Source organism: Maricaulis sp. MIT060901, assembly GCF_047123815.1.
In the GTDB taxonomy this organism is placed as follows: Bacteria; Pseudomonadota; Alphaproteobacteria; order Caulobacterales; family Maricaulaceae; genus Maricaulis.
Window position 1 is genome coordinate 1,712,736 of record NZ_CP138920.1, and the last position, 19,329, is coordinate 1,732,064.

The 19,329-nt window shown below is 60.6% G+C and carries 20 protein-coding genes and 1 pseudogene; 12 read left to right on the plus strand and 9 right to left on the minus strand.

What is annotated here, in order from left to right:
• Positions 1 to 81: 81 nt before the first annotated feature.
• Positions 82 to 900 carry an alpha/beta hydrolase gene (locus SIC17_RS08430; RefSeq protein WP_412545075.1) on the minus strand — a complete coding sequence of 273 codons (819 nt, stop codon included), beginning with the start codon at positions 898 to 900 and terminating at the stop codon, positions 82 to 84.
• Positions 901 to 1,109: 209 nt separating this feature from the next.
• Positions 1,110 to 1,649: an RNA 2',3'-cyclic phosphodiesterase gene (gene thpR, locus SIC17_RS08435; protein ID WP_412545076.1), complete on the minus strand. Its 540-nt coding sequence runs from the start codon at positions 1,647 to 1,649 to the stop codon at positions 1,110 to 1,112.
• Between the two features lie 167 nt (positions 1,650 to 1,816).
• Here thpR and SIC17_RS08440 point away from each other — a divergent pair, with 167 nt between their 5' ends.
• The gene (locus SIC17_RS08440; RefSeq protein ID WP_412545077.1) at positions 1,817 to 2,575 is read left to right on the plus strand and encodes a Bax inhibitor-1 family protein; all 759 of its coding nucleotides are present in this window, start codon (positions 1,817 to 1,819) and stop codon (positions 2,573 to 2,575) included.
• 71 nt (positions 2,576 to 2,646) lie between these two features.
• On the opposite strand, the gene SIC17_RS08445 is transcribed toward SIC17_RS08440, so the two are convergent.
• Positions 2,647 to 2,937, minus strand: coding sequence for a DUF2794 domain-containing protein (locus tag SIC17_RS08445; RefSeq protein ID WP_412546912.1), 291 nt, complete (start codon positions 2,935 to 2,937; stop codon positions 2,647 to 2,649).
• A gap of 388 nt (positions 2,938 to 3,325) precedes the next feature.
• On the opposite strand from SIC17_RS08445, the pseudogene SIC17_RS08450 reads away from it, so the two are divergent.
• The 10 genes and pseudogenes from SIC17_RS08450 to SIC17_RS08495 form a co-directional block, all read left to right on the plus strand.
• Positions 3,326 to 3,700 (plus strand): annotated as a pseudogene (locus SIC17_RS08450) (ATP-binding cassette domain-containing protein); the annotation flags it as partial.
• A gap of 6 nt (positions 3,701 to 3,706) precedes the next feature.
• Entirely contained in the window at positions 3,707 to 4,021 is a 315-nt protein-coding gene (locus tag SIC17_RS08455; protein ID WP_412546913.1) for a hypothetical protein, read from the plus strand.
• On the plus strand, positions 4,018 to 4,761 hold the full coding sequence (locus SIC17_RS08460) for an ABC transporter permease subunit (RefSeq protein ID WP_412545078.1): 744 nt from the start codon (positions 4,018 to 4,020) through the stop codon (positions 4,759 to 4,761). The genes SIC17_RS08455 and SIC17_RS08460 overlap by 4 nt, the downstream gene beginning before the upstream one ends.
• Complete coding sequence (locus SIC17_RS08465) at positions 4,758 to 6,602, plus strand: GldG family protein (RefSeq protein ID WP_291890995.1); 1,845 nt, start codon at positions 4,758 to 4,760, stop codon at positions 6,600 to 6,602. The genes SIC17_RS08460 and SIC17_RS08465 overlap by 4 nt, the downstream gene beginning before the upstream one ends.
• Positions 6,599 to 7,648, plus strand: a complete 1,050-nt coding sequence (locus tag SIC17_RS08470) for a DUF4340 domain-containing protein (RefSeq protein ID WP_412545079.1) — start codon at positions 6,599 to 6,601, stop codon at positions 7,646 to 7,648. The genes SIC17_RS08465 and SIC17_RS08470 overlap by 4 nt, the downstream gene beginning before the upstream one ends.
• On the plus strand, positions 7,638 to 8,012 hold the full coding sequence (locus SIC17_RS08475) for a VOC family protein (RefSeq protein ID WP_291890997.1): 375 nt from the start codon (positions 7,638 to 7,640) through the stop codon (positions 8,010 to 8,012). The genes SIC17_RS08470 and SIC17_RS08475 overlap by 11 nt, the downstream gene beginning before the upstream one ends.
• A gap of 48 nt (positions 8,013 to 8,060) precedes the next feature.
• Entirely contained in the window at positions 8,061 to 9,170 is a 1,110-nt protein-coding gene (locus SIC17_RS08480; RefSeq protein ID WP_291890998.1) for a THUMP domain-containing class I SAM-dependent RNA methyltransferase, read from the plus strand.
• Between the two features lie 68 nt (positions 9,171 to 9,238).
• A complete protein-coding gene (locus SIC17_RS08485) occupies positions 9,239 to 11,302 on the plus strand; it encodes an amidohydrolase family protein (RefSeq protein WP_412545080.1) in 2,064 nt (687 codons plus the stop codon).
• A 100-nt stretch (positions 11,303 to 11,402) separates the two neighbouring features.
• Positions 11,403 to 12,062 carry an inner membrane-spanning protein YciB gene (locus SIC17_RS08490; RefSeq protein ID WP_412545081.1) on the plus strand — a complete coding sequence of 220 codons (660 nt, stop codon included), beginning with the start codon at positions 11,403 to 11,405 and terminating at the stop codon, positions 12,060 to 12,062.
• Between the two features lie 83 nt (positions 12,063 to 12,145).
• Complete coding sequence (locus SIC17_RS08495) at positions 12,146 to 12,751, plus strand: MarR family winged helix-turn-helix transcriptional regulator (RefSeq protein ID WP_412545082.1); 606 nt, start codon at positions 12,146 to 12,148, stop codon at positions 12,749 to 12,751.
• A gap of 4 nt (positions 12,752 to 12,755) precedes the next feature.
• Here SIC17_RS08495 and SIC17_RS08500 read toward each other — a convergent pair whose 3' ends face one another.
• From SIC17_RS08500 to ccmA, 6 genes are all read right to left on the minus strand, one after another.
• Complete coding sequence (locus SIC17_RS08500) at positions 12,756 to 13,268, minus strand: TlpA family protein disulfide reductase (RefSeq protein ID WP_412545083.1); 513 nt, start codon at positions 13,266 to 13,268, stop codon at positions 12,756 to 12,758.
• A complete protein-coding gene (gene ccmD, locus SIC17_RS08505; protein WP_412545084.1) occupies positions 13,268 to 13,423 on the minus strand; it encodes a heme exporter protein CcmD in 156 nt (51 codons plus the stop codon). Before ccmD ends, SIC17_RS08500 begins: the two co-directional genes overlap by 1 nt.
• Positions 13,420 to 14,154, minus strand: a complete 735-nt coding sequence (locus SIC17_RS08510) for a heme ABC transporter permease (RefSeq protein WP_412545085.1) — start codon at positions 14,152 to 14,154, stop codon at positions 13,420 to 13,422. The genes ccmD and SIC17_RS08510 overlap by 4 nt, the downstream gene beginning before the upstream one ends.
• A gap of 135 nt (positions 14,155 to 14,289) precedes the next feature.
• Positions 14,290 to 14,946 (minus strand): cupin domain-containing protein, encoded by a 657-nt coding sequence (locus SIC17_RS08515; RefSeq protein WP_412545086.1) that lies wholly within the window; start codon positions 14,944 to 14,946, stop codon positions 14,290 to 14,292.
• Between the two features lie 94 nt (positions 14,947 to 15,040).
• Positions 15,041 to 15,712 (minus strand): heme exporter protein CcmB, encoded by a 672-nt coding sequence (locus SIC17_RS08520; protein WP_291891006.1) that lies wholly within the window; start codon positions 15,710 to 15,712, stop codon positions 15,041 to 15,043.
• A complete protein-coding gene (gene ccmA, locus SIC17_RS08525; protein ID WP_412545087.1) occupies positions 15,709 to 16,353 on the minus strand; it encodes a heme ABC exporter ATP-binding protein CcmA in 645 nt (214 codons plus the stop codon). The genes SIC17_RS08520 and ccmA overlap by 4 nt, the downstream gene beginning before the upstream one ends.
• Positions 16,354 to 16,579: 226 nt before the next feature.
• Between ccmA and acnA the strand changes: the two genes are divergently transcribed.
• On the plus strand, positions 16,580 to 19,255 hold the full coding sequence (gene acnA / locus SIC17_RS08530; protein WP_412545088.1) for an aconitate hydratase AcnA: 2,676 nt from the start codon (positions 16,580 to 16,582) through the stop codon (positions 19,253 to 19,255).
• Positions 19,256 to 19,329 lie beyond the last annotated feature (74 nt).

Genomic DNA, 19,329 nt, shown 5'->3' on the forward strand with positions numbered 1-19,329 from the left:
CTGGGTGAAGGGGATTTCGCCGCTGCCGTCTGTTCGACGTGCTCACTTTCCGTCACAGACAGGCAGCGGCGAGGTCACCGATCAGTTTCTCAAGGTCTGATCAATGAAGGAAACCATGGCATCACGTGCGGCGCTGGAGGCTTCCGCATCGGCAAGCTGGAAGAATAGCGAGTTGTGCGTCTCCTCGGAGAAATAGACAAAGTCGATCACGTCATTGGATGGGTGTTCCTCGACAATGCCTTCGAAATGCTGCGTGTAGATCGCGCTTTCACCTTCCGAGATGATGAGTGTGGGCGTGTCATAGCCGTCCAGATAGGAGGCAGGAGAGGCGGCTGCGTGTCCTTCGCTTGGACCAAAAACGCCAAGCACATGGCCGACAGCCACCTCTTCGCCCAATCCTTCCCGGATCAGCTCGTAGTAGTTTTCGATGTCATAGGCACCGGCGACCGGAATGGCGCCGCGCACGGTGTTGCCGTCCAGACCCTGTTCTGCAAGGTAACTCTCATCCATGGCCAGCAATGCCGAGAGATGTCCGCCAGCCGAATAGCCGGAGACGAACAGGGCGTCGCGGTCGAGGCCGTGATCTGCGCCATTATTCCACAGCCAGGCAAAGGCGCGGGCGACATCGCGGATATGTTCGGGGTGCTGGATACCTTCGTCCGGCAGGCGCTCTGACATCCAGCGGCCGGGAGACAGGCGATAGGACATGACGGCCACGGCGATGCCCTGGTCTGCCAGACCCTGGGCCAGGGTCATTTCACGGGATCTGTCGCCAGCTGCCCAGGCGCCACCATGGATCCACAGGACCGTTGCGCGAGGTGTGCCCTCGGCCGGCAAGACAAGATTGAGCCGGTGTCTGCGATCATCGAAATCGGCGCCGTCATAATAGGCAAGGTCCATCACGGTGCGGGTATGCGCGCTCTCGTCCTAGGCAAGTTCATGGGCCAGTGCCAGCGGGGCATTGGCGCAGCTCAGGACCAGCGAGGTCGCAAAAACACCTGCAATCAGTTTTCCGGCGGACAATTTCATCGAACACATTCTTTCTGCAGCACATCCGGAAGCAGGACACGACAAAAGATGGCTCGGATCTATGACCGAAATTGCTCGGTTCAGCCGAGCGGGTAGTCGGCGATGGGCTCGTAGATGTTTGTTTCGCCCTTGCGGGGGTGGCTCTTGTACAGCGAGAAATACTGAGCCATCAGCGGGCCGGATCGATAATCCAGCGTGCGATCGACAAAGCTGCGCAGCCGGTCAACGGGCGTGTTGTGCAGATAGGCCATGGTAAGATGCGGCTTGAAATGACGTGTTTCAGCCTTCAGGCCAGCGCGTCGTGCTGCACGCTCGCAGGCCGCGTTGAGTTCCAGCAGCGGCTCACCTCCGTCCACGCTCATCCACAATGTGTGTGGATCGGACTTGCCGAACCAGTTGGCTGTTCCAAGCTCGTAGGCGAATTGCGGCAGCATGATCGCGGAGAGCTCCGCATCCAGGTCTTCCAGCTGGCGCTCATCGACATCGCCGAAAAAGCGCAGGGTGATGTGGAAATTCTCCAGCGGTCGCCAGCGGGCGCCGGGGACACCTTTGTGCAGGCGTTTCAGCTCTCGGGCGGTATCGCGCTCGATGGGAAGGGCGGCAAACAGGCGAAGCGACATGAGGCCGGATTAGGCCAATCGCCATGTCATAGCAATGATTTTTGAGGGGTCTTTTCCGCCAGAGGGGGACGCAAACGGTTCCCGTCCCTCCTTGCTATTTGCAACCAAAACGACAATATTCCCCGCAAAGCGCTGTGCGCGCCCTCAGCTAATGTGAGACGTAAACAATGAACGATTTTTCCCGCACTTATGGCAGTGCTCCGTCGATGGACATGTCGGTTGATGCTGGCCTGCGCAGCTTCATGCTTGGCGTTTACAACAAAATGGGCCTGGGCCTGATTGTCTCGGCGCTCATCGCGTACAGCGTTGGCACATTCGCTCCACTGACCCAGCTGGTTTTCGGAACACCGCTCTTCTACGTCGTTCAGTGGGGACCGATTGTACTGCTCCTGGGCAGCAATTTCCTGATGCGCAATCCGTCTCCGGCCGCTTCCGGCTTCCTGTACTGGGCGGTGGTTTCCTTGATCGGTGCTTCTCTCAGCTTCTGGGTGATCCTGGCGACGAGTGGCCAGTCGGTGGATACTTTCCGTGGTTCGCTGAGCGTCGATTGGGGTACGATTGCGCAGGCGTTCTTCATCACTTCGAGCGCGTTCCTCGCACTTTCGGTATTTGGCTATACGACCAAGCGAAACCTGATGCCGATGGGGACGTTCATTTTCATGGCAGTCTGGGGTGCGCTTGCCCTGGGTATCATGAATGCGTTCTTCTTCCAGTCCGGCATGCTGGAACTGGCACTGCAATTCGGCGTTCTGTTGCTGATGGCTGGTCTGACGGCCTTCCAGACCCAGGCGCTGAAAGTCACCTATCACGAGATCGCTGGTGACACGCGCTCCATGGCGGTCATGACCAATTTCGGTGCGCTGAACCTGTATCTCGCATTCGTGAACATGTTCCAGATCATCCTGTCGCTGCTCGGCCGCGAATAGGACGTGGTCCATTCAAACAGAAAACCCCCGGCCAGGCGGCCGGGGGTTTTTCTTTGGCGGTGTCGGAAAGCCTAGTCGACGATTGAGAAGCGTTTCTTGTCAAACACCCGCAGGACCTGTTTGAGGTCCTGGCCGCGCTTGAGGATCTGGCCGGTCATCGAGACGACCTTGTACTGGCCCTGTTTCTGGGCATCGCCCGGGGTTTTAACAACCGTGTACATGGGCATTTCACTGGCTCGCCGGAAGATCGAGAACACGGCACAATCCTTCAGCCCGTCAATGGCGTAGTCCTTCCATTCGCCCTGGGCGACAAAGCGGCCATAGACTTTCAGGATCTCGTCGAGTTCGCGACGATGCCACATGACGCCAATTGGCGCAGACTTCCCGGCTTGCGAGCTTTCAAACACACATTTTCTCCTGACAGCTGAGTAACACATACTAGCTTACAAACATTTTAGGCACTGCCCAAAAGTCGCCTTATTCCCGGCACCATGCCGCCACATGGGATCGCCAGTTTTTGGGCGTCGGCCGGTCGCAGACGGCTTCAGATCCTGGTTTTAGACAGCCCCCCCAGCCCCCCGGATCATGGAGCTAGCCTCCGGTCGACACCCCTTCACTAAGCCTTGGAAACCTAAACCTGACTTGGGGCTGGCCAAGCCGGTATTCGCGCGCTAACGCTAGGGCCGAAGAAGGTGAGCATTGTCCATGCTTGTAGCCGACCGGCTGATCAAGAATTTTGGTTCCCACCGCGCGGTGGATGACATCTCGTTTACGCTCGAGCGTGGCGAGGTCCTGGGCTTTCTCGGTCCGAATGGTGCCGGGAAAACCACGACAATGCGCATGCTGGCGGGCTGTCTGGAACCGGATGGCGGCTCTGCCTCCATCGCCGGATATGATTGTGTCGCCCAGCGTCTCGAGGCGCAGTCACGCCTGGGTTTTCTGCCTGAGGGCGCGCCGGCCTACCCGGCCATGACGCCGCGTGGCTTTGTGAAATTCGGCCTCAGGGCACGCGGTTTTGCAGCTGACGCTGTTAATCGCGCGACCGGGCTGGCGATTGAACGCACGCGCCTGGGCGAGGCTGCGGACCAGCCGATCGGGACACTGTCCAAGGGGTTCAAGCGTCGTGCCGCGCTGGCAGCGGCCATCGCACACGACCCGGCTGTCCTGGTTCTCGATGAACCAACCGATGGCCTTGATCCCAACCAGAAGGACGGTGTGCGCAACCTGATCCGCGAAATGGCGCACGAAAAGGCGATCATCATCTCCACGCACATCCTGGAAGAGGTTCCGGCCGTGTGTTCCCGCGCGATGATTGTGGCGCGGGGCAAGATCCTCTTTGACGGTTCACCGCACACCCTGGCCGAACAGGGTCAGGATCACACGGTTGAAAGCGCTTTCCGAGACCTCACGCTAGAGCGTCCGCACACCCGGGAGAGCGTCGTTTGATCAATGCCCTCCTGGCCGTCTACCGGCGTGAACTGACCAGCTATTTCCAGACACCCCTGGCCTATGTCTTTCTGGCGGTGTATGCCCTTTGCGCACCGGCCTTCACCTTCCATGTCGGTCGGTTTTTTGACACCAATCGCGCCGATCTGGCGCCGATGTTCGACTGGATGCCGTGGTTGCTGGTCATCCTTATGCCGGCCCTCGCCATGCGCAGCTGGGCCGAGGAGCGCGATCGCGGCACGCTGGAATTCCTGATGGCCCTGCCTATCCCGTTGTGGGCGTCGACCTTCGGCAAGTTTCTCGCGGCCTGGAGCGTGGCGGCTGCCGCCCTCATCCTGACCTGGCCCTTGTGGATCGCGGTCAACTATCTGGGCTCGCCGGACAATACCGCGATAGCAACGGGTTATCTGGGCGCGCTTTTCCTGGCGGGGGGCTATCTGGCCGTCGGTCAGGCGCTGTCGGCGACCACCTCCAATCAGGTCGTCGCTTTTGTCCTGGGCTGTGGGGCGGCATTCCTGCTGACTATGGCGGGTTTGCCGCTGGTTCTGTCAGGGCTGGGCGAAGGGGCGCCTGTCTGGCTCACCGAATTCATTGCCGGCCTGTCCGCACTGGAACACTACAATGCCTTTCGTTATGGCGTGATTGGCCTTCCGGACCTTGTCTATTTCATCGGCCTGATCGCGGCCTCCCTGTCCTGTGCAGGTGTGCTGATCGCTGAGCGCCGGGGAGGCGGGCGATGAAACGCTCGCTCTATCTCCCGCTGATGATCCTCTCGATCATTATCCTGTTCGTTGCCGGAAATCATTTTGCCGGGCATGCCCTTCGTGGCGCGCGCCTCGATCTGACCCAGAGCGGGCTTTATCGCCTGTCCGAGGGTAGCCAGGAGATCATTGATCGCCTGGTCGAGCCAGTCGAGTGGCGCTTCTACTATTCGCGCTCGATCGCGGCTGACAGCCCGGCCATTCGCAGCTATGCGACGCGTGTTCGTGAATTCCTGCGCGCCTATGAGGAGCGCAGTGGCGGGCGAATTCGCCTGGTCGAGATCGATCCGGCCCCGTTCTCCGCCGACGAGGACGCGGCGCTGGAATACGGTCTGACAGCCCTGCCGACGGAAACGGGTGAGCAGATCTTCTTTGGCCTGGTGGCGCGCAATTCGGTGGATGAAGCTGCCGTGATTGCACTGTTTGACCCCGCCAATGAGGCTCGGCTGGAATATGAACTCTCCCGCACCATCGCTGATATCGAGCGTCTGCAGGCTCCGCGCCTGGCCATTTTGACCTCACTGCCCATATCGCCGGATGATGGCGCGCCGAACCGTTTTGTCAGTGAGTTGGCAGGAAGATATGAGCTGGTCTGGGTCGAGCGCGGGTTTGAGGAAATCCCTGATGCTTCGGCCCTGCTGGTATTGCATCCCTGGGCTCTGTCCGAGACCGAGCTTTATCTTGTAGACCAGTTCGCGGTGACCCGCGGTCGCCTGTTGGTCATGCTGGACCCGATGGCTCACATGGCTCTGCGTCCCGATCCTGACGGTCTCCCGCCACTTGATGCAGATCGAGGCTCCGACCTGGGCCTGCTGATGGCGCACTGGGGGGTGCAATGGGATCGTGAAACCGTCGCCATGGACCGCACGCTGGGCCTCGATGTCCAGGTGCGCGAAGCGGATGGGCGTGCACGAACGCTGGCCTATCCGCTCTGGTTCTCGGTGCCAGGCGGTTTCATGAACAATGACGACCTGGCGACGTCCAACCTGGATCTCGGTGTGAATTTCGGATCGCCCGGCGCGTTGTTCTTTGATGTCGAGAGCAGCTTCCAGGTCACCCCGCTGATCGCGACCTCACCCGAAGGCTCCCTGCTTGACGCGGATATCGCTGCCGGCTCGCCCTCACCGGACCAGCTCCTGAGGGACTATGAGGCCGCGCCCTTGCCCATCACCCTGGCGGCGCGCCTGGAAGGCGGTATCACCACGGCTTTTCCGGAAGGCCCTCCCGCCTCTGACCTGATCTTCAATCCCGGCGATCATCGCGAACTGTCCGATGTGCCCGGGGAGATCATTGTTGTCGCGGATGCAGACTGGCTTGATAACGCCTACTTCGTGAGATCCGACCCGTCCCTCGGTGACTATATCGTTGCCGATAATCTCAATCTGGCGCTCAATCTGATCGACAGCTCGGTCGGTGACCGGGCCCTGATCAGCCTGCGTTCACGGACCCCGGCCAACCGCTCCATGACCACGGTGGATCGACTGCGAAGCGAGGCCGAGACCGAGTATTTCGAGCTCCAGACCCAGCTGGAAAGCGAGATTGAGGCGGCGCAGCAACGCCTCCAGAGCCTGACACGATCCGGGTCTGCATCGGCCCTTGCCAGCGATGCTGCGCGTACTGGCCAGGCCGAGGCACAGGCGTTGCGTCGCCAGATCTCGGAAACCCGCGAACGCCTGCGCGAGATCGAGCGCGAATTCCGTGAGGATATCGATGCGCTGGATGCCAGCCTGCAATTCTGGACCATCGGTGTCCCGCCGGCCCTCGTGATCTTCGCGGGCATTGCCGGCGCGATCTTCCGTCGTCGCAGGGGGCGTGGATGAGCCAGCGTCTCGATCAGCAAAGGCTGAAACACCTAGGCGTTACTGGCGCCGCTGCGGTGATCATGCTTGTGGCTGCGATCTCGCTGTCCTTCATGGATGCCCGTCAGGTCTGGGCCCCCTCGGTCAGTGGGCCGGTGCTGGCGAACTGGAGTGAAAACGTCCAGTCCGCGCGCGAAATCGAAATCATCAATGCGCAGGAACGATTTGTCATCGCCCGCACGGATGCCGGATGGGTCATGCCGAGCCGGGATGGATATCCGGTGCGCCCGGAACGCCTGGCGGCGCTGGATAACCTACTGATGAGCCTGGAATATGAGGGCGCGCGCACGGCCGATCCGGCCAAACATGCCCGCCTCTCCCTTGCCACCGAAGGCGAGGAAAATGGTGGCAACCGGGTGATACTGCGTGATGCTGAGGGCAATGTGCTGGAGGATATCCTGCTGGGCACTGCACGCGGCGATACGCTGTATCTGCGGACACCGGGAGAAGCACGAACCTATGCGGCGCGCTTTGATGCGGACGTGGATACCAGCCTCCTTGGGCAGTCGGCCGATGAGTGGCTGGCGCTTGATTTCCTGGCACTTGGTCGCAACGACATAGCTGCCGCGGAGATCCGCCCTGAAACCGGTCCGCAATACCGGCTTGTTCGGGCGGCGCAGACCTCCCGGAATTTCTCCCTGCGTGAGCCGACGGGCTGGCAGCCGATCACCGCCGGAGCGGGGAATGGTCCTGCCACTGCGCTCGGACGTTTGCGTTTCCGCGATGTGCGGCGCATGGATCGTCTGACCGGGTCCGTGGTGGCCTTCCACACAGCAGAAACATTCAGCGGAATGCGCGTGACGCTGGATATCATCGCCCAGGGCGAAACCCGGTGGGCCCGGATCCGTACGACGGCGGTGACGGATGATGCCGAGGACGACGCAGCACGCATAATAAATGCGAGCGAGGGTTGGGCATTTTTGTTGTCTGATCTCGCGGTCGACCGCATGATTCGTCCACTTGACCAGATTGCAAACCCACGCGCCGCTGAAGCCGATGCGCCTTAATCAGATCACCATCCCGGTGAGCGATATCTCTCGCTCAAAATCCTTCTACATGCGTCTGGGTTTCCGCCTTCTGGTGGATTCGCCCCATTATACGCGTTTCCTGGCGCCGGACGGGGACACGACGTTTTCGCTTCACCACAATGATGCTCCGGTACAGCCGGGCGCGGTGATCTATCTGGAATGCGACAAGGTCGACAAGGAAGTCGACCGGCTCAAGGAGCGCGGTTTCGAGTTCGAGACTGATCCCGAGGACATGGGCTGGCTGTGGCGTGAAGCCATCCTGCGCGACCCGGACGGCCATCTGATCAAGATCTATCACGCCGGCAAGAACCGCGTGGACCCGCCCTGGCGGGTGAAGGACTGACGGCACGCCTGTATCGACGCTATCGCGGCCATGCGATAAGCATCCGCGATGACTGATCAACTCGACATTTTCCTGATTGTGGCGCCCGGGCTGGAAAACCTGCTGGCGGATGAGGCGCGTGAAAAGGGTTTTGCCGTCGGCAAGGTCGAGACGGGCGGGGTCAATCTGCGCGGCGACTGGGCCGAGGTCTGGCGCGCCAATCTTGAACTGCGCGGAGCGACTCGCGTGCTCGTGCGCGTCGGTGTCTTCCATGCCGTGCACCTGGCCCAGCTGGACAAGCGCGCCCGGCGCGTGCCCTGGGCGGACCTGATTGATCGCCGGCATTCGGTCCGGGTCGACGCGACCTGTCGCAAGTCCAAGATCTATCACGAAAAAGCTGCGACCCAGCGGGTCGAGACGGCGATCCGTGAAGAGGCCGGCGCGAGCATCGAGACCGAGGCGGATATCCGCGTCATGGTCCGTATCGAACACGATCAGTGCACGATCAGCCTGGATACGTCCGGCGAGCTGTTGCACCGGCGTGGCCACAAGGCAGCGGTCAATCGCGCGCCCATGCGCGAGACGCTGGCGTCGCTATTCCTGCGTGATTGTGGCTATGCGGGCCAGGAGGCTGTGCTGGACCCGATGTGTGGCTCTGGCACCTTTGTCATCGAGGCCGCCGAGATTGCGCTGGGCCTGAATCCCGGCCGATCGCGTGACTTCGCTTTCCAGTATCTCAAGACCTTTGATGCGAAACGCTGGGCGAAGATGCGGGAAGAGGCTGACACGCATTCCAGCGATCTGCGCTTCTTCGGATCGGACCGCGATCCCGGCGCCATACGCATGAGCGGTGAAAATGCCGAGCGATCTGGCGTCGCGCCGCTGTGCGCGTTTTCGCATGTTTCGGTGCGTGATCTGCAACCGCCAGACTGCGATCCTGGCCTGATCATCATCAATCCGCCCTATGGCGGCCGGATTGGTGATCGAAAGAAGCTTAATGCGGTCTACAGCTCCATTGGACATGCGCTGAGAAGCCGTTTTTCCGGCTGGCGCGTCGGCATCATCACCTCGTCTTCGCAATTGGCGAAGGCGACAGGATTGCCGTTCGGCAAGCCGGGTCCGGTCGTTGATCATGGCGGTACCAAAATCCGGCTTTACCAGACACCACCACTGCGCTGACGCGGATTTCGCTCTTTGCGGGAAAACTGCTACTCCTCTGATCCGAAGTTCATGAGGGGAACAAGATCATGCATTCGATGAAATGGCTTGGTGCCGGCATCGCGCTGGCGGCTCTGGCTGCGTGCCAGCCCGCGGGCGAGAACCGCGCTCCGGCGGACAGCGGTATGCAGTCGGTGGAGGAAGCCTCCAATTTCACCGTGCTGGTAGGCGGCACACCGATCGGCGCGCTGGAGATCGCGACGTCGGATGACGGTTATGCCATCGATTACGAGTACCGCAATAATGGCCGCGGCCCGACCATGGTCGAGAGTGTTCGCCTGGATGAAAACGGCTTGCCGGAAAGCTGGAGCATCGAGGGGGCCTCGACCTTTGGCAATCCGATCGATGAAAGTTTCGAGCTCGTCGATGGCGAAGCGCGCTGGACCGACAATACCGGTTCTGATCAGGCCGTTCCGGCCGGTGACGCCTTCTATGTGCCTGAAAACGCCAGCCCCTATTGGTTGGCGATCGCAGCGCGCGCCCTGATCGAGCAGGAAGATGGTCGTCTGGCCGCGCTCCCGGGTGGCGAGCTGAGCCTGTCCGAGATCGAGGACGTGGATGTGACCGGTGAAAACGGTGACCGCACCGTGACGAGTTATGCCCTGTCCGGCACTGGTCTCAACCCGACCTATTTCCTGATGTATGAGAATGCCTTCTTTGGCATCATCACGCCGGGTTTTGCGATCCTTGAGGCCGGATATGAGGGCGAGGACGAGCGTCTTCGCGGTATCGCTGCGGAATACGGCGCACGCCGTTTCGAGGAAATCCAGCAGCGTGTCGTGCATGATTACGACGCGCCGGTGCGTATCGCCAATGTCCGCATCTTCGACAGCCGCAACGAGACGATGGGCGAGCCAGTCTCCGTGGTTGTTGTCGACAATCGTATCGACCGGATCGAGGCCGCTGATGCGCGCGGTGAGGGTGAGGTCGTCATCGACGGTGCCGGCGGCACGCTGGTCCCGGGCCTGTTCGACATGCACGGTCATATGGGAGAGACGAGTGCTTTCCTGAACATCGCTGCCGGTGTCACCAGTGTCCGTGATATGGGCAATAACAATGACGTGCTTGATGGTCTGGAAGCCAATATCCAGTCCGGGCGCGTTGCTGGTCCACGCCTGTTCCGTTCCGGTTTTATCGAGGGGCGCAGCCCTTTCAATTCCAATAACGGCATCCTGGTGACCAATGAGGAAGAGGCTGTCGCGGCGGTTCAGGCCTATGCCGCGCGTGGCTTCCACCAGGTGAAGATCTACAACTCCATGAACCCGGAATGGATCCCGGCAGTCATCGCCGAGGCGCATGCCCAGGGCATGCGTGTGGCGGGTCACGTGCCGGCCTTTACCAATGCCGATGCCATGATCGCGGCTGGTTATGACGAGATGACCCACATCAACCAGATCGCGCTGGGCTGGGTGCTGGAAGAGGGCGAGGACACCCGGACTCTCCTGCGTCTGACAGCCCTGCGTCGTCTGCCGGGTCTCGATCTCAGCAGTGATCGTGTGCAGGCAACCATGGATGCGATGGTCGAGCGTGGCGTGGCCCTCGATCCGACCTATGCGATTCATGAGGCACTGTTGCTCTCGCGAAATGGCACGCTGTCGCCGGGCGTCGTCGACTATATCGACAACATGCCGGTCTCCAACCAGCGCAGCGCGCGGACGGCCTGGGCCGATATCGCCAATGCCGAGGATGATGCCAATTATCGTGGAGCATTCGATCAGCTGACCGAGGTCCTGCGGATGATGCACGAGCGCGGAATTTTCATGGTTCCGGGCACGGACCTGGGCGGCTCCTTCACCCTGCATCGCGAGCTGGAGCTGTATCAGAACATCGGCATGACGCCGGCCGAGATCGTCGGCTGGGGAAGCTGGCAGATGGCCGACTATCTGGGTGCGGGTGATGATCTGGGCACGATCGAGGTGGGCAAAATGGCCGACTTCTTCCTGATCCCGGGTGACCCGTCGGAAGACTTCAGGGCGATCAAGACCATTTCCATGGTTATGGCCGATGGCCGGGTCTATTTCCCGACCGAAATCTATCCGGAATTCGGCATCCAGCCCTTCACGGACATTCCCAACGTGATGGATGGCCGCTAATCATGTCGGCGGGGCCTTGTCAGGTCCCGCCGATTTTTCTGCTTGATCTTGTCCCGGGTGCAGCCATATCGCTTGCGTGTGCCCAGCTGGAGTTTTGCCCGTGACTGATAAAACCGCCGACAAGCCGTCCAACTCCCGCCTGCTGATTGATGCCGGCCCGATCGGTGTCTGGATTGTCGTCTACAATCTGTCGCGCTTCTGGTTTGCAGATCAGGCCATCTATATCGGCACAGGCGCCTACATGGTCGCAGCGACCCTCGCCATGTTCATGGCGATACGACTGGAAAAACGAGTTCCGCCGATGCTGGTGATGACGACTGTCATCGTGCTCGGCTTTGGCGCGATGGGAATCTGGCTGCAGGACCCGATCTTCATCTATGTGAAGCCGACCATCATCAACATGTTCTTCTCGTGGCTAATCCTGGTATCGATGGCCTTCCAGATGAATGTGTGGAAGATCTTCTTCGAACATCTTTTCAAGCTGCCGGACGAAGCCTGGACGATTTTCGCCATTCGCTGGGCGATCTGGTTCCAGTTCCTGGCCCTGCTCAACGAGTTCCTCTGGCGGCATATTTCCGACGGTTCGGTTCCGGAGAGCGCGCGCTGGTTCGCCGAATTCTCGATCACCGAGTCCTTCTGGGCCAATTCCAAGCTGGCCATTCTTTTCCTGGGCATGGGTTTCATGCTGGCGCAAATGCCGCTGCTTTCCAAATACCAGGCCCTGGGTGCCGAGGATGCGGGCGAGGACAAAGACAGCTAGCGCGACAATCCGTATTCGGACGATTGTCATTGTTGCGTTATATTCCCGCTCTATAAGCCCAAGGGCATGGAGTGGAGTGGGATATGTCGAGTTCACAGCCTGACCCAGCAGACTTCAACCTGGCGCAGTCGCCGGGGCACCTGCTTCACCGCGCCCAACAATTTGCCGCAGAACGATTTTCCAAGGCCATGGCCGGCGCCAAGCTGACCCAGCGTCAGTTTGCTGTACTGCATGCAACGGCCGAGCGAGAGGGACTGACCCAGACCGAACTGGTCAAGGCAACGGGAATTGATCGCTCTACTCTGGCGGAGCTCGTCGCGCGCATGGTGCGCAATGGTATGCTTGTGCGTGAGAAACTGCCGGGTGATGCGCGGGCCAACGCCATTCACCTGTCCGCTGAAGGGCGCACCTTGCTGGAGGCGGCGACGCTCGGCGCGATGGATGCTGATGCGGCTATCCTTTCGGCCTTGCCCAAGAACAAGCGTGCGAGCTTCCTGGAAACCCTGCGCCGCATCGCCCTGACGCTGGAAAAGGGTGAAGAAGCCGCTGAAAAACTTCGCAAGAAGGAAAAAGAGAAAAAGAAGAAGGCGAAGAAGAAGGCCAAGGAAAAAGCCAAGGCCAAGGAAAAGGCCAAAAAGGCCAAGAAAGCCAAGAAAAAAGCCCGCAAACAGGAAGCCGCCGAGGGCTAGCGCTCTATCGCGCCAGCTGGGCTTGGCGGTCCAGCATCGGATAGATCTGGTTGCGCAGGATATTTACGGTCACCGGGCCCTCGATATAGGCGAGCACTTCGCCGTCATTCGACAGGATCAGCGTGTACGGAAGAGAGACCTCACCAAACGCCCCGGCGATGGCGCCGCGTTCGGCCCGCATCAGTCCGGCATAGGGATTACCGACCTCGTCCAGAAAGCCCATCGTCTGGTCTGCAGACACATCGGTTGAGATGCCATAGATCGTCACGCCTTCGGCCTGCAGGGCCAGGAGGAGCGGCATTTCACTGCGGCAGTCGATGCACTCCGATGCAAACACGTTGAGCAAGCCGGAACCGTTCAGAGCGGTGAGATCGAAGCCGGGTTCGCCGTCCAGTGAGTCCAGAGTGATCGCGGGCAGCGGGGCTGTCGTCGGATTGGCCAGTTTGTACTGGTGCCAGCCAACAGCACCGGCCAGTGCAACCAGCACAATGGCTGCCAGGATCTGAATTAGCCGCATTACCCCTCATCCTCTTCCAGTTCGCGCAGGCGGGCATCAGCCCCGGCGCGTTCCAGAAGAGCGAAGACGATCAGCGCGACAATGGCAAGGGCTGACGCCCCCCAGGCACTCCAGACGTAAGGCGCATACCCGCCCATGACGAAAAACTCGGTCATGATGCATCCTCGCCACGCTCGCGACGGCTGACCATGGCTCGGATGCGCTGCAGGCGCGTTCGGGTGCGCAGGCGATAGAAGACCAGCCATGCCGCAAGCAGGGTATAGGCCCCCATCATCAGAAAGAGCGGGATCAGCTGACTGCCATCAATGGTCGGCCCGTCGGCACGGATGATCGACGCGGGCTGATGCAGGCTGGACCACCAGTCTACCGAGAATTTGACAATGACCAGATTGATCATGCCCGCCATGGCCAGGATGGCGGACATGCGGGCCGCCAGCGCCCGATCCTCGATGGCGGTGCGCAGCGCTATGTAGCCCAGATAAACCAGGAACATGACGAGGACGGATGTCATGCGAGCATCCCAGTCCCACCAGGTTCCCCACATCGGCTTGCCCCAGACAGCTCCGGTGATCAGCGCCAGGAGGGTGAAAACAGCGCCGATTGGAGCCATGACCTCGGCGGCGGCATCAGCCAGCGAGTGGCGCCAGACAAAGAAGATGAAACTCGCGCCGGCCATTGCCGCATATAGCGCTGACGCCATGTAGGCGGCAGGTACGTGTACGTACATGATGCGGATCGTCTCGCCCTGCTGATAGTCCGGGGGTGAGGCGAAAAACGAGTAGTACATCCCGAGCGCAAACAATATCGCGGACCCGATGGCACAGAGCGGGATGGCCCATTTCGCCAGGGCGTCAAATCGCTGGGGGTTGGAAAAGTAGGACAGCATGTCTTGCACTTACTGCGCGCGGGGCATGGGGGCAACTGTCCGAGTGTCGCATGCCGCGTCCCCGAAAGCACATCCTGTCCTGGGGGTTCTGCCTTCAATGCGTGAAACCCAGTCTCCAGCCTGGCGGGAGGATGGTCAGGCGGGCAAGTGACCCGTCTTCACATAGATCAGGCATCCCTCCTCGCTGAAGGGCGTGTGTTCGGACAGGTGCGGGTTTCGCAGCCAGGTGCCCTTGGGGTAGTCGCCCAGCTCGTCCTGGAACGTCCCATCCAGCACCAGGATTTCCTCGCCGCCCCAGTGGCGGTGCCGGTTGAACTGCGTGCCCGGTTCCCATTTCACCAGGGCGACGCTTTCCGTACCCGCCGTGTGCAGCGGCAGTACCGAAAGCCCATCCACCAGGCCGGGTGAGAACTCGGCGCTTCGTGTGTCTATGACCTTCTGGGCAAGGTCCATCGGGTCGAACTGGCGCAATTTGACAAAGATGGTCGCACCCTCCTTGGTGAGGGGCGTGTGCGAGGAGCCCGGCGGATTGCGCACGTAGTGGCCCGCGGAATAGTCACCGCTTTCGTCGGAGAACACTCCGTCCAGGACGAGATACTCCTCGCCCATCTCATGGGCGTGAGCATCAAAGCTGGAATTGGGCGCGAAACGCACAATGGTCGTGGCGCGAGCTACTTCGTCGCCGATCCGGTCGAGCATCTGTCGCTCTACGCCGGAGGCCGGCGAAGCCACCCATTTGCGGTCTTCCGGGCGCAGGACAACACGTTCATTGAAATTGGAATATAGCTGCATGATCAAATCTACCTATCACGTGATAGGCAATGTGGTGCTTTTAGCGAGGGATTCAAGAGGCGGCGCGGAAACAGGCTGAATAACGGTGCTGGCGCTAGCCCAGGCGTGACCGCATGGCGGCGGCGATACCAAATGGCATCAGTGCCGATGTGCCCAGGGAAACCGCTAGTGTCAGCAGGACGGTCGCCCAGGCGCGGTCAAAATCACCGTCCAGTGCGGCGCGCCCGGCGCCCGCTGCAAAAACCAGGACGGGGATCATCATCGGTATGGCGATGAGAGAAATCAGCAGGCCGCCCCGGCGAACACCGGCGGAGAGCGCGCTGGCAAAGCCGGCGACCAGGGCAAGCGCCGGGATAGCGGACAGCAATCCGCAGAAGACGACGAGGATCTCGCTCCCGCCCAGCCCGTACATCATGCTGCCCAGCGCACCGATCAGTGGCAGCGCCCAGAGTGTTGCGATGGCCTGTCCCATGACCTTGGCAAAGGCGAGGACAGGAAGGCTGACAGTTGAAAGCGCGTAAAGCTCCAACGTGCCGTCAAAGAAGTCGTCGGCAAAACTGCGCTCGCCGAACTGGAGGACGGCAAGCAGGGCTGAGATTCCCATAATCCCCGGGCCGACCGTGACCAGTGTCTCGCTTTCCGCGCCAATGGCCAGCGGGCCAAGCGTAATACAGGCCAGGAAAAACGCTGTCGGTCCTGCTGCACCACCGCCGCCTGCCCAGGCAAGTCCGGCCTCGCGGGCCAGGATGCGCCAGAGCCCGCTCACAGCCCGCCTCCCAGTTCAAGACGCTGGGCCCCTGCCCAGTCCAGATCCTGGTGCGTGGCCGCAATGACGATGCCGCCACGGCTGCGATGCCAGGCCACAAGCTTGCCCAGACGATCGCGCCCGGCCCGGTCGAGCGGTCCGGCAGGTTCGTCCATCAGCCAGAAAGGGCGGTTCATCACCGCGAGACGGGCCATGGCGCCGCGCCTTTGCTGCCCTCTGGACAGACGAGCCGGAGGTCGGTCGATCAGATGACCGATGTCCAGCGCCTTGAGGACAGGCATGATGACCTTGCCCGGCTGCCCGGCCATGCCTGACCAGAAACGCAGGGATTTGCGGAGGGTTTCATTCGGTTTCAGCCCGTCCGTATGACCCAGCCAGGCGATCAGCTCTGCCGGGTCACTGCTCTTACCGAGCTGGATATGGCCTTCGGCAGGCGGTAAAAATCCGGCCAGCGTGCGCAACAGCGTTGTCTTGCCCGATCCATTGCGCCCCGTCAGGAAGAGGGCGTCGCCCGGATTGAGCGCGAATGAGATATCCTCGCGCAGGATGAAATCCCCGCGCTTGAGGGCCAGTCCGCTGACGCTCAGGGATTGGGCTTCAAGATCAGACAGATCCGGAATTGAGGCGGTTTCATTCGTCATTGATGGCATGTCGCCCAACTTCCATGCCGAGGTCAACGCGAAGACTGTGCATTGCAGCAACGGGCTGGTGCGGCTAAAAAGCGCGCAATCGGTCACGACCGGATCCGTCCCTTATGGCGGATGCGCCAGTCCTTGCGACCGCTGCCTGCGCAGCGACGGCGCCACCCAATCATACGTGTGCCCGCCGTGATCACGGCGTGGCTTGATTTGGACATGAGGAACAGCAATGGCTTCTTTGGACAGTTTTTCCTGCAAAAGCACCCTCACCGCGGCCGGTGAAACCTATTCATATTTCGACCTGAAAGTGGCTGAAGCGAATGGCCTGACCGGCGTGTCACGCCTGCCTACATCGCTCAAGGTCCTGCTTGAGAACCTGCTGCGGTTCGAAGACGGAAAGACCGTCACCAAGGCCGATATCGAGGCCATGGCCGAGTGGGTCACGACGCAGACATCCACGCACGAGATTGCCTATCGCCCGGCCCGCGTGGTCATGCAGGACTTCACCGGAGTTCCCGCCGTTGTCGACCTGGCAGCCATGCGCGACGCAGCGGGCAAGCTGGGCGCCGACCCGAAACGTATCAACCCCCAGGTGCCCGTTGACCTGGTCATCGACCACTCGGTGATGGTCGATTTCTTTGGTGGCGAGAACAGTTTCGCGCGCAATGTGGAGCGCGAGTACGAGCGCAATGGTGAGCGTTACAAATTCCTCAAATGGGGCGCCAAGGCGTTCGATAATTTCCGGGTCGTTCCTCCTGGAACCGGCATTATCCACCAGGTGAACCTTGAAAACCTGGCCCAGACTGTCTGGACCAGGGATGAGAACGGCGAAACCATCGCCTATCCCGACACTTGTGTGGGTACGGACAGCCATACCACCATGATCAACGGCCTGGCCGTGCTGGGCTGGGGTGTGGGCGGTATCGAGGCCGAAGCGGCGATGCTGGGCCAGCCGGTCTCCATGCTGATCCCGGAAGTCATTGGTTTCGAGCTGACCGGCAAGCTTCCGGAAGGCGCGACGGCCACCGACCTCGTTTTGAAGGTCGTGGAAATGCTCCGCGCGCGGGGTGTGGTCGGGAAATTTGTCGAGTTCTACGGCGAGGGTCTCAATAATCTCTCACTCGAGGACGAGGCGACCATTGCCAACATGGCGCCGGAATACGGTGCGACGTGCGGTTTTTTCGCGGTGGACAATGAAACGCTGGAATACTTGCGCGCCACGGGTCGTGATGACAAGCGTGTAGCACTCGTGGAGGCTTATTCCAAGGCGCAGGGCATGTTCCGACCGGAATACGAGGAAGACCCTATCTTCACAGACACGCTGCACCTAGACATGACGACCGTTGTGCCGGCTCTGTCAGGCCCCAAACGCCCCCAGGACTGGATCGCGCTGACCCAGGCAGCACAGGGTTTCTCCGACATCATGGAGAGCGAGTACGGCAAGGGTGATGAACGTGGCAAGTCTGCGCCCGTCGAAGGCGAGGACTGGGAATTCACCAATGGCGATGTGGCCATCGCTGCCATCACCTCCTGTACCAATACCTCCAATCCCTCCGTGCTTCTGGGCGCAGGCCTGCTGGCCCGCAACGCTCTGGCCAAGGGGTTGAGCACCAAGCCGTGGGTCAAGACCTCGCTGGCGCCGGGCTCCCAGGTTGTTACCGACTATCTGGAAAAGGCCGGCCTGCAGGATGATCTCGATGCGCTGGGCTTCAACCTGGTGGGATATGGCTGCACGACCTGTATCGGTAACTCCGGACCGCTGCCGCCGGCGATCTCCAAGGCGATCAACGAGAATGACCTGGTTGCGACTTCGGTCCTTTCCGGTAACCGTAATTTCGAGGGCCGTATCAGCCCTGATATCCGCGCCAACTATCTGGCCTCGCCGCCACTGGTCGTGGCCTACGCAATTGCCGGTACGATGACCAAGGACATCACGACCGAGCCGCTGGGTCAGGACCAGGACGGCAATGACGTATTCCTGAAAGATATCTGGCCGAGCAATCAGGAAATCACCGAAGCCGTCAGGGCGGCTGTCACGCCGGAGATGTTTGCCAAGCGATACGCAGACGTTTTCAAGGGTGATGAAGCCTGGGCGTCCATCGATGTTGCGGGTGGCCTGACCTATGGCTGGGATCACACGTCCACCTATGTCCAGAACCCACCCTATTTCGAGGGCATGACGATGGAGCCGGAAGCTCCAGGCGATGTCGTCGACGCCAGGATCATGGGTCTGTTCGGTGACAGCATCACCACCGACCACATCTCTCCTGCTGGTTCCATCAAGGCCGACAGCCCCGCAGGTCGTTATCTGCAGGAGCGCCAGGTACCGGTTCTGGAGTTCAACTCCTATGGTTCCCGCCGCGGCAATCACGAAGTGATGATGCGCGGCACGTTCGCCAATATCCGCATCAAGAACAAGATGCTGGACGGTGTTGAGGGTGGTTACACGCTGAAAGATGGCAAGCAGGTTGATATATATGATGCCTGCATGGAGTACCAGGCTGCGGGCACGCCGCTGGTTGTGTTCGGTGGCAAGGAATACGGCACGGGTTCCTCGCGGGACTGGGCTGCCAAGGGCTCCCGTCTGCTGGGCGTAAAGGCTGTCATCGCCGAGAGCTTTGAGCGGATCCACCGCTCCAACCTGATCGGCATGGGCGTTCTGCCGCTGCAATTCGAGGACGGTGTGTCCTGGGAAGGCCTGGGCATGAAGGGTGATGAGACCGTCAACATCAAGGGCGTGTCCGAGCTTGAGCCTCGGGCATCGATGACGGTCGAGATCACCTTCCCTGACGGCACGAGGAAGTCCGCCCCTGTTCGTGCGCGTATCGATACGGAGAACGAGCTGGAATACTTCCGCAATGGCGGCATTCTTCACTACGTTCTGCGCAATCTGGCGCGTGGCTAACGCCGTGGAAAGAAATCTCCCGCCCGTGTCACAGCCAAGTGATTGGCCGATGCGGGCGGGCGTGATTATCTAAG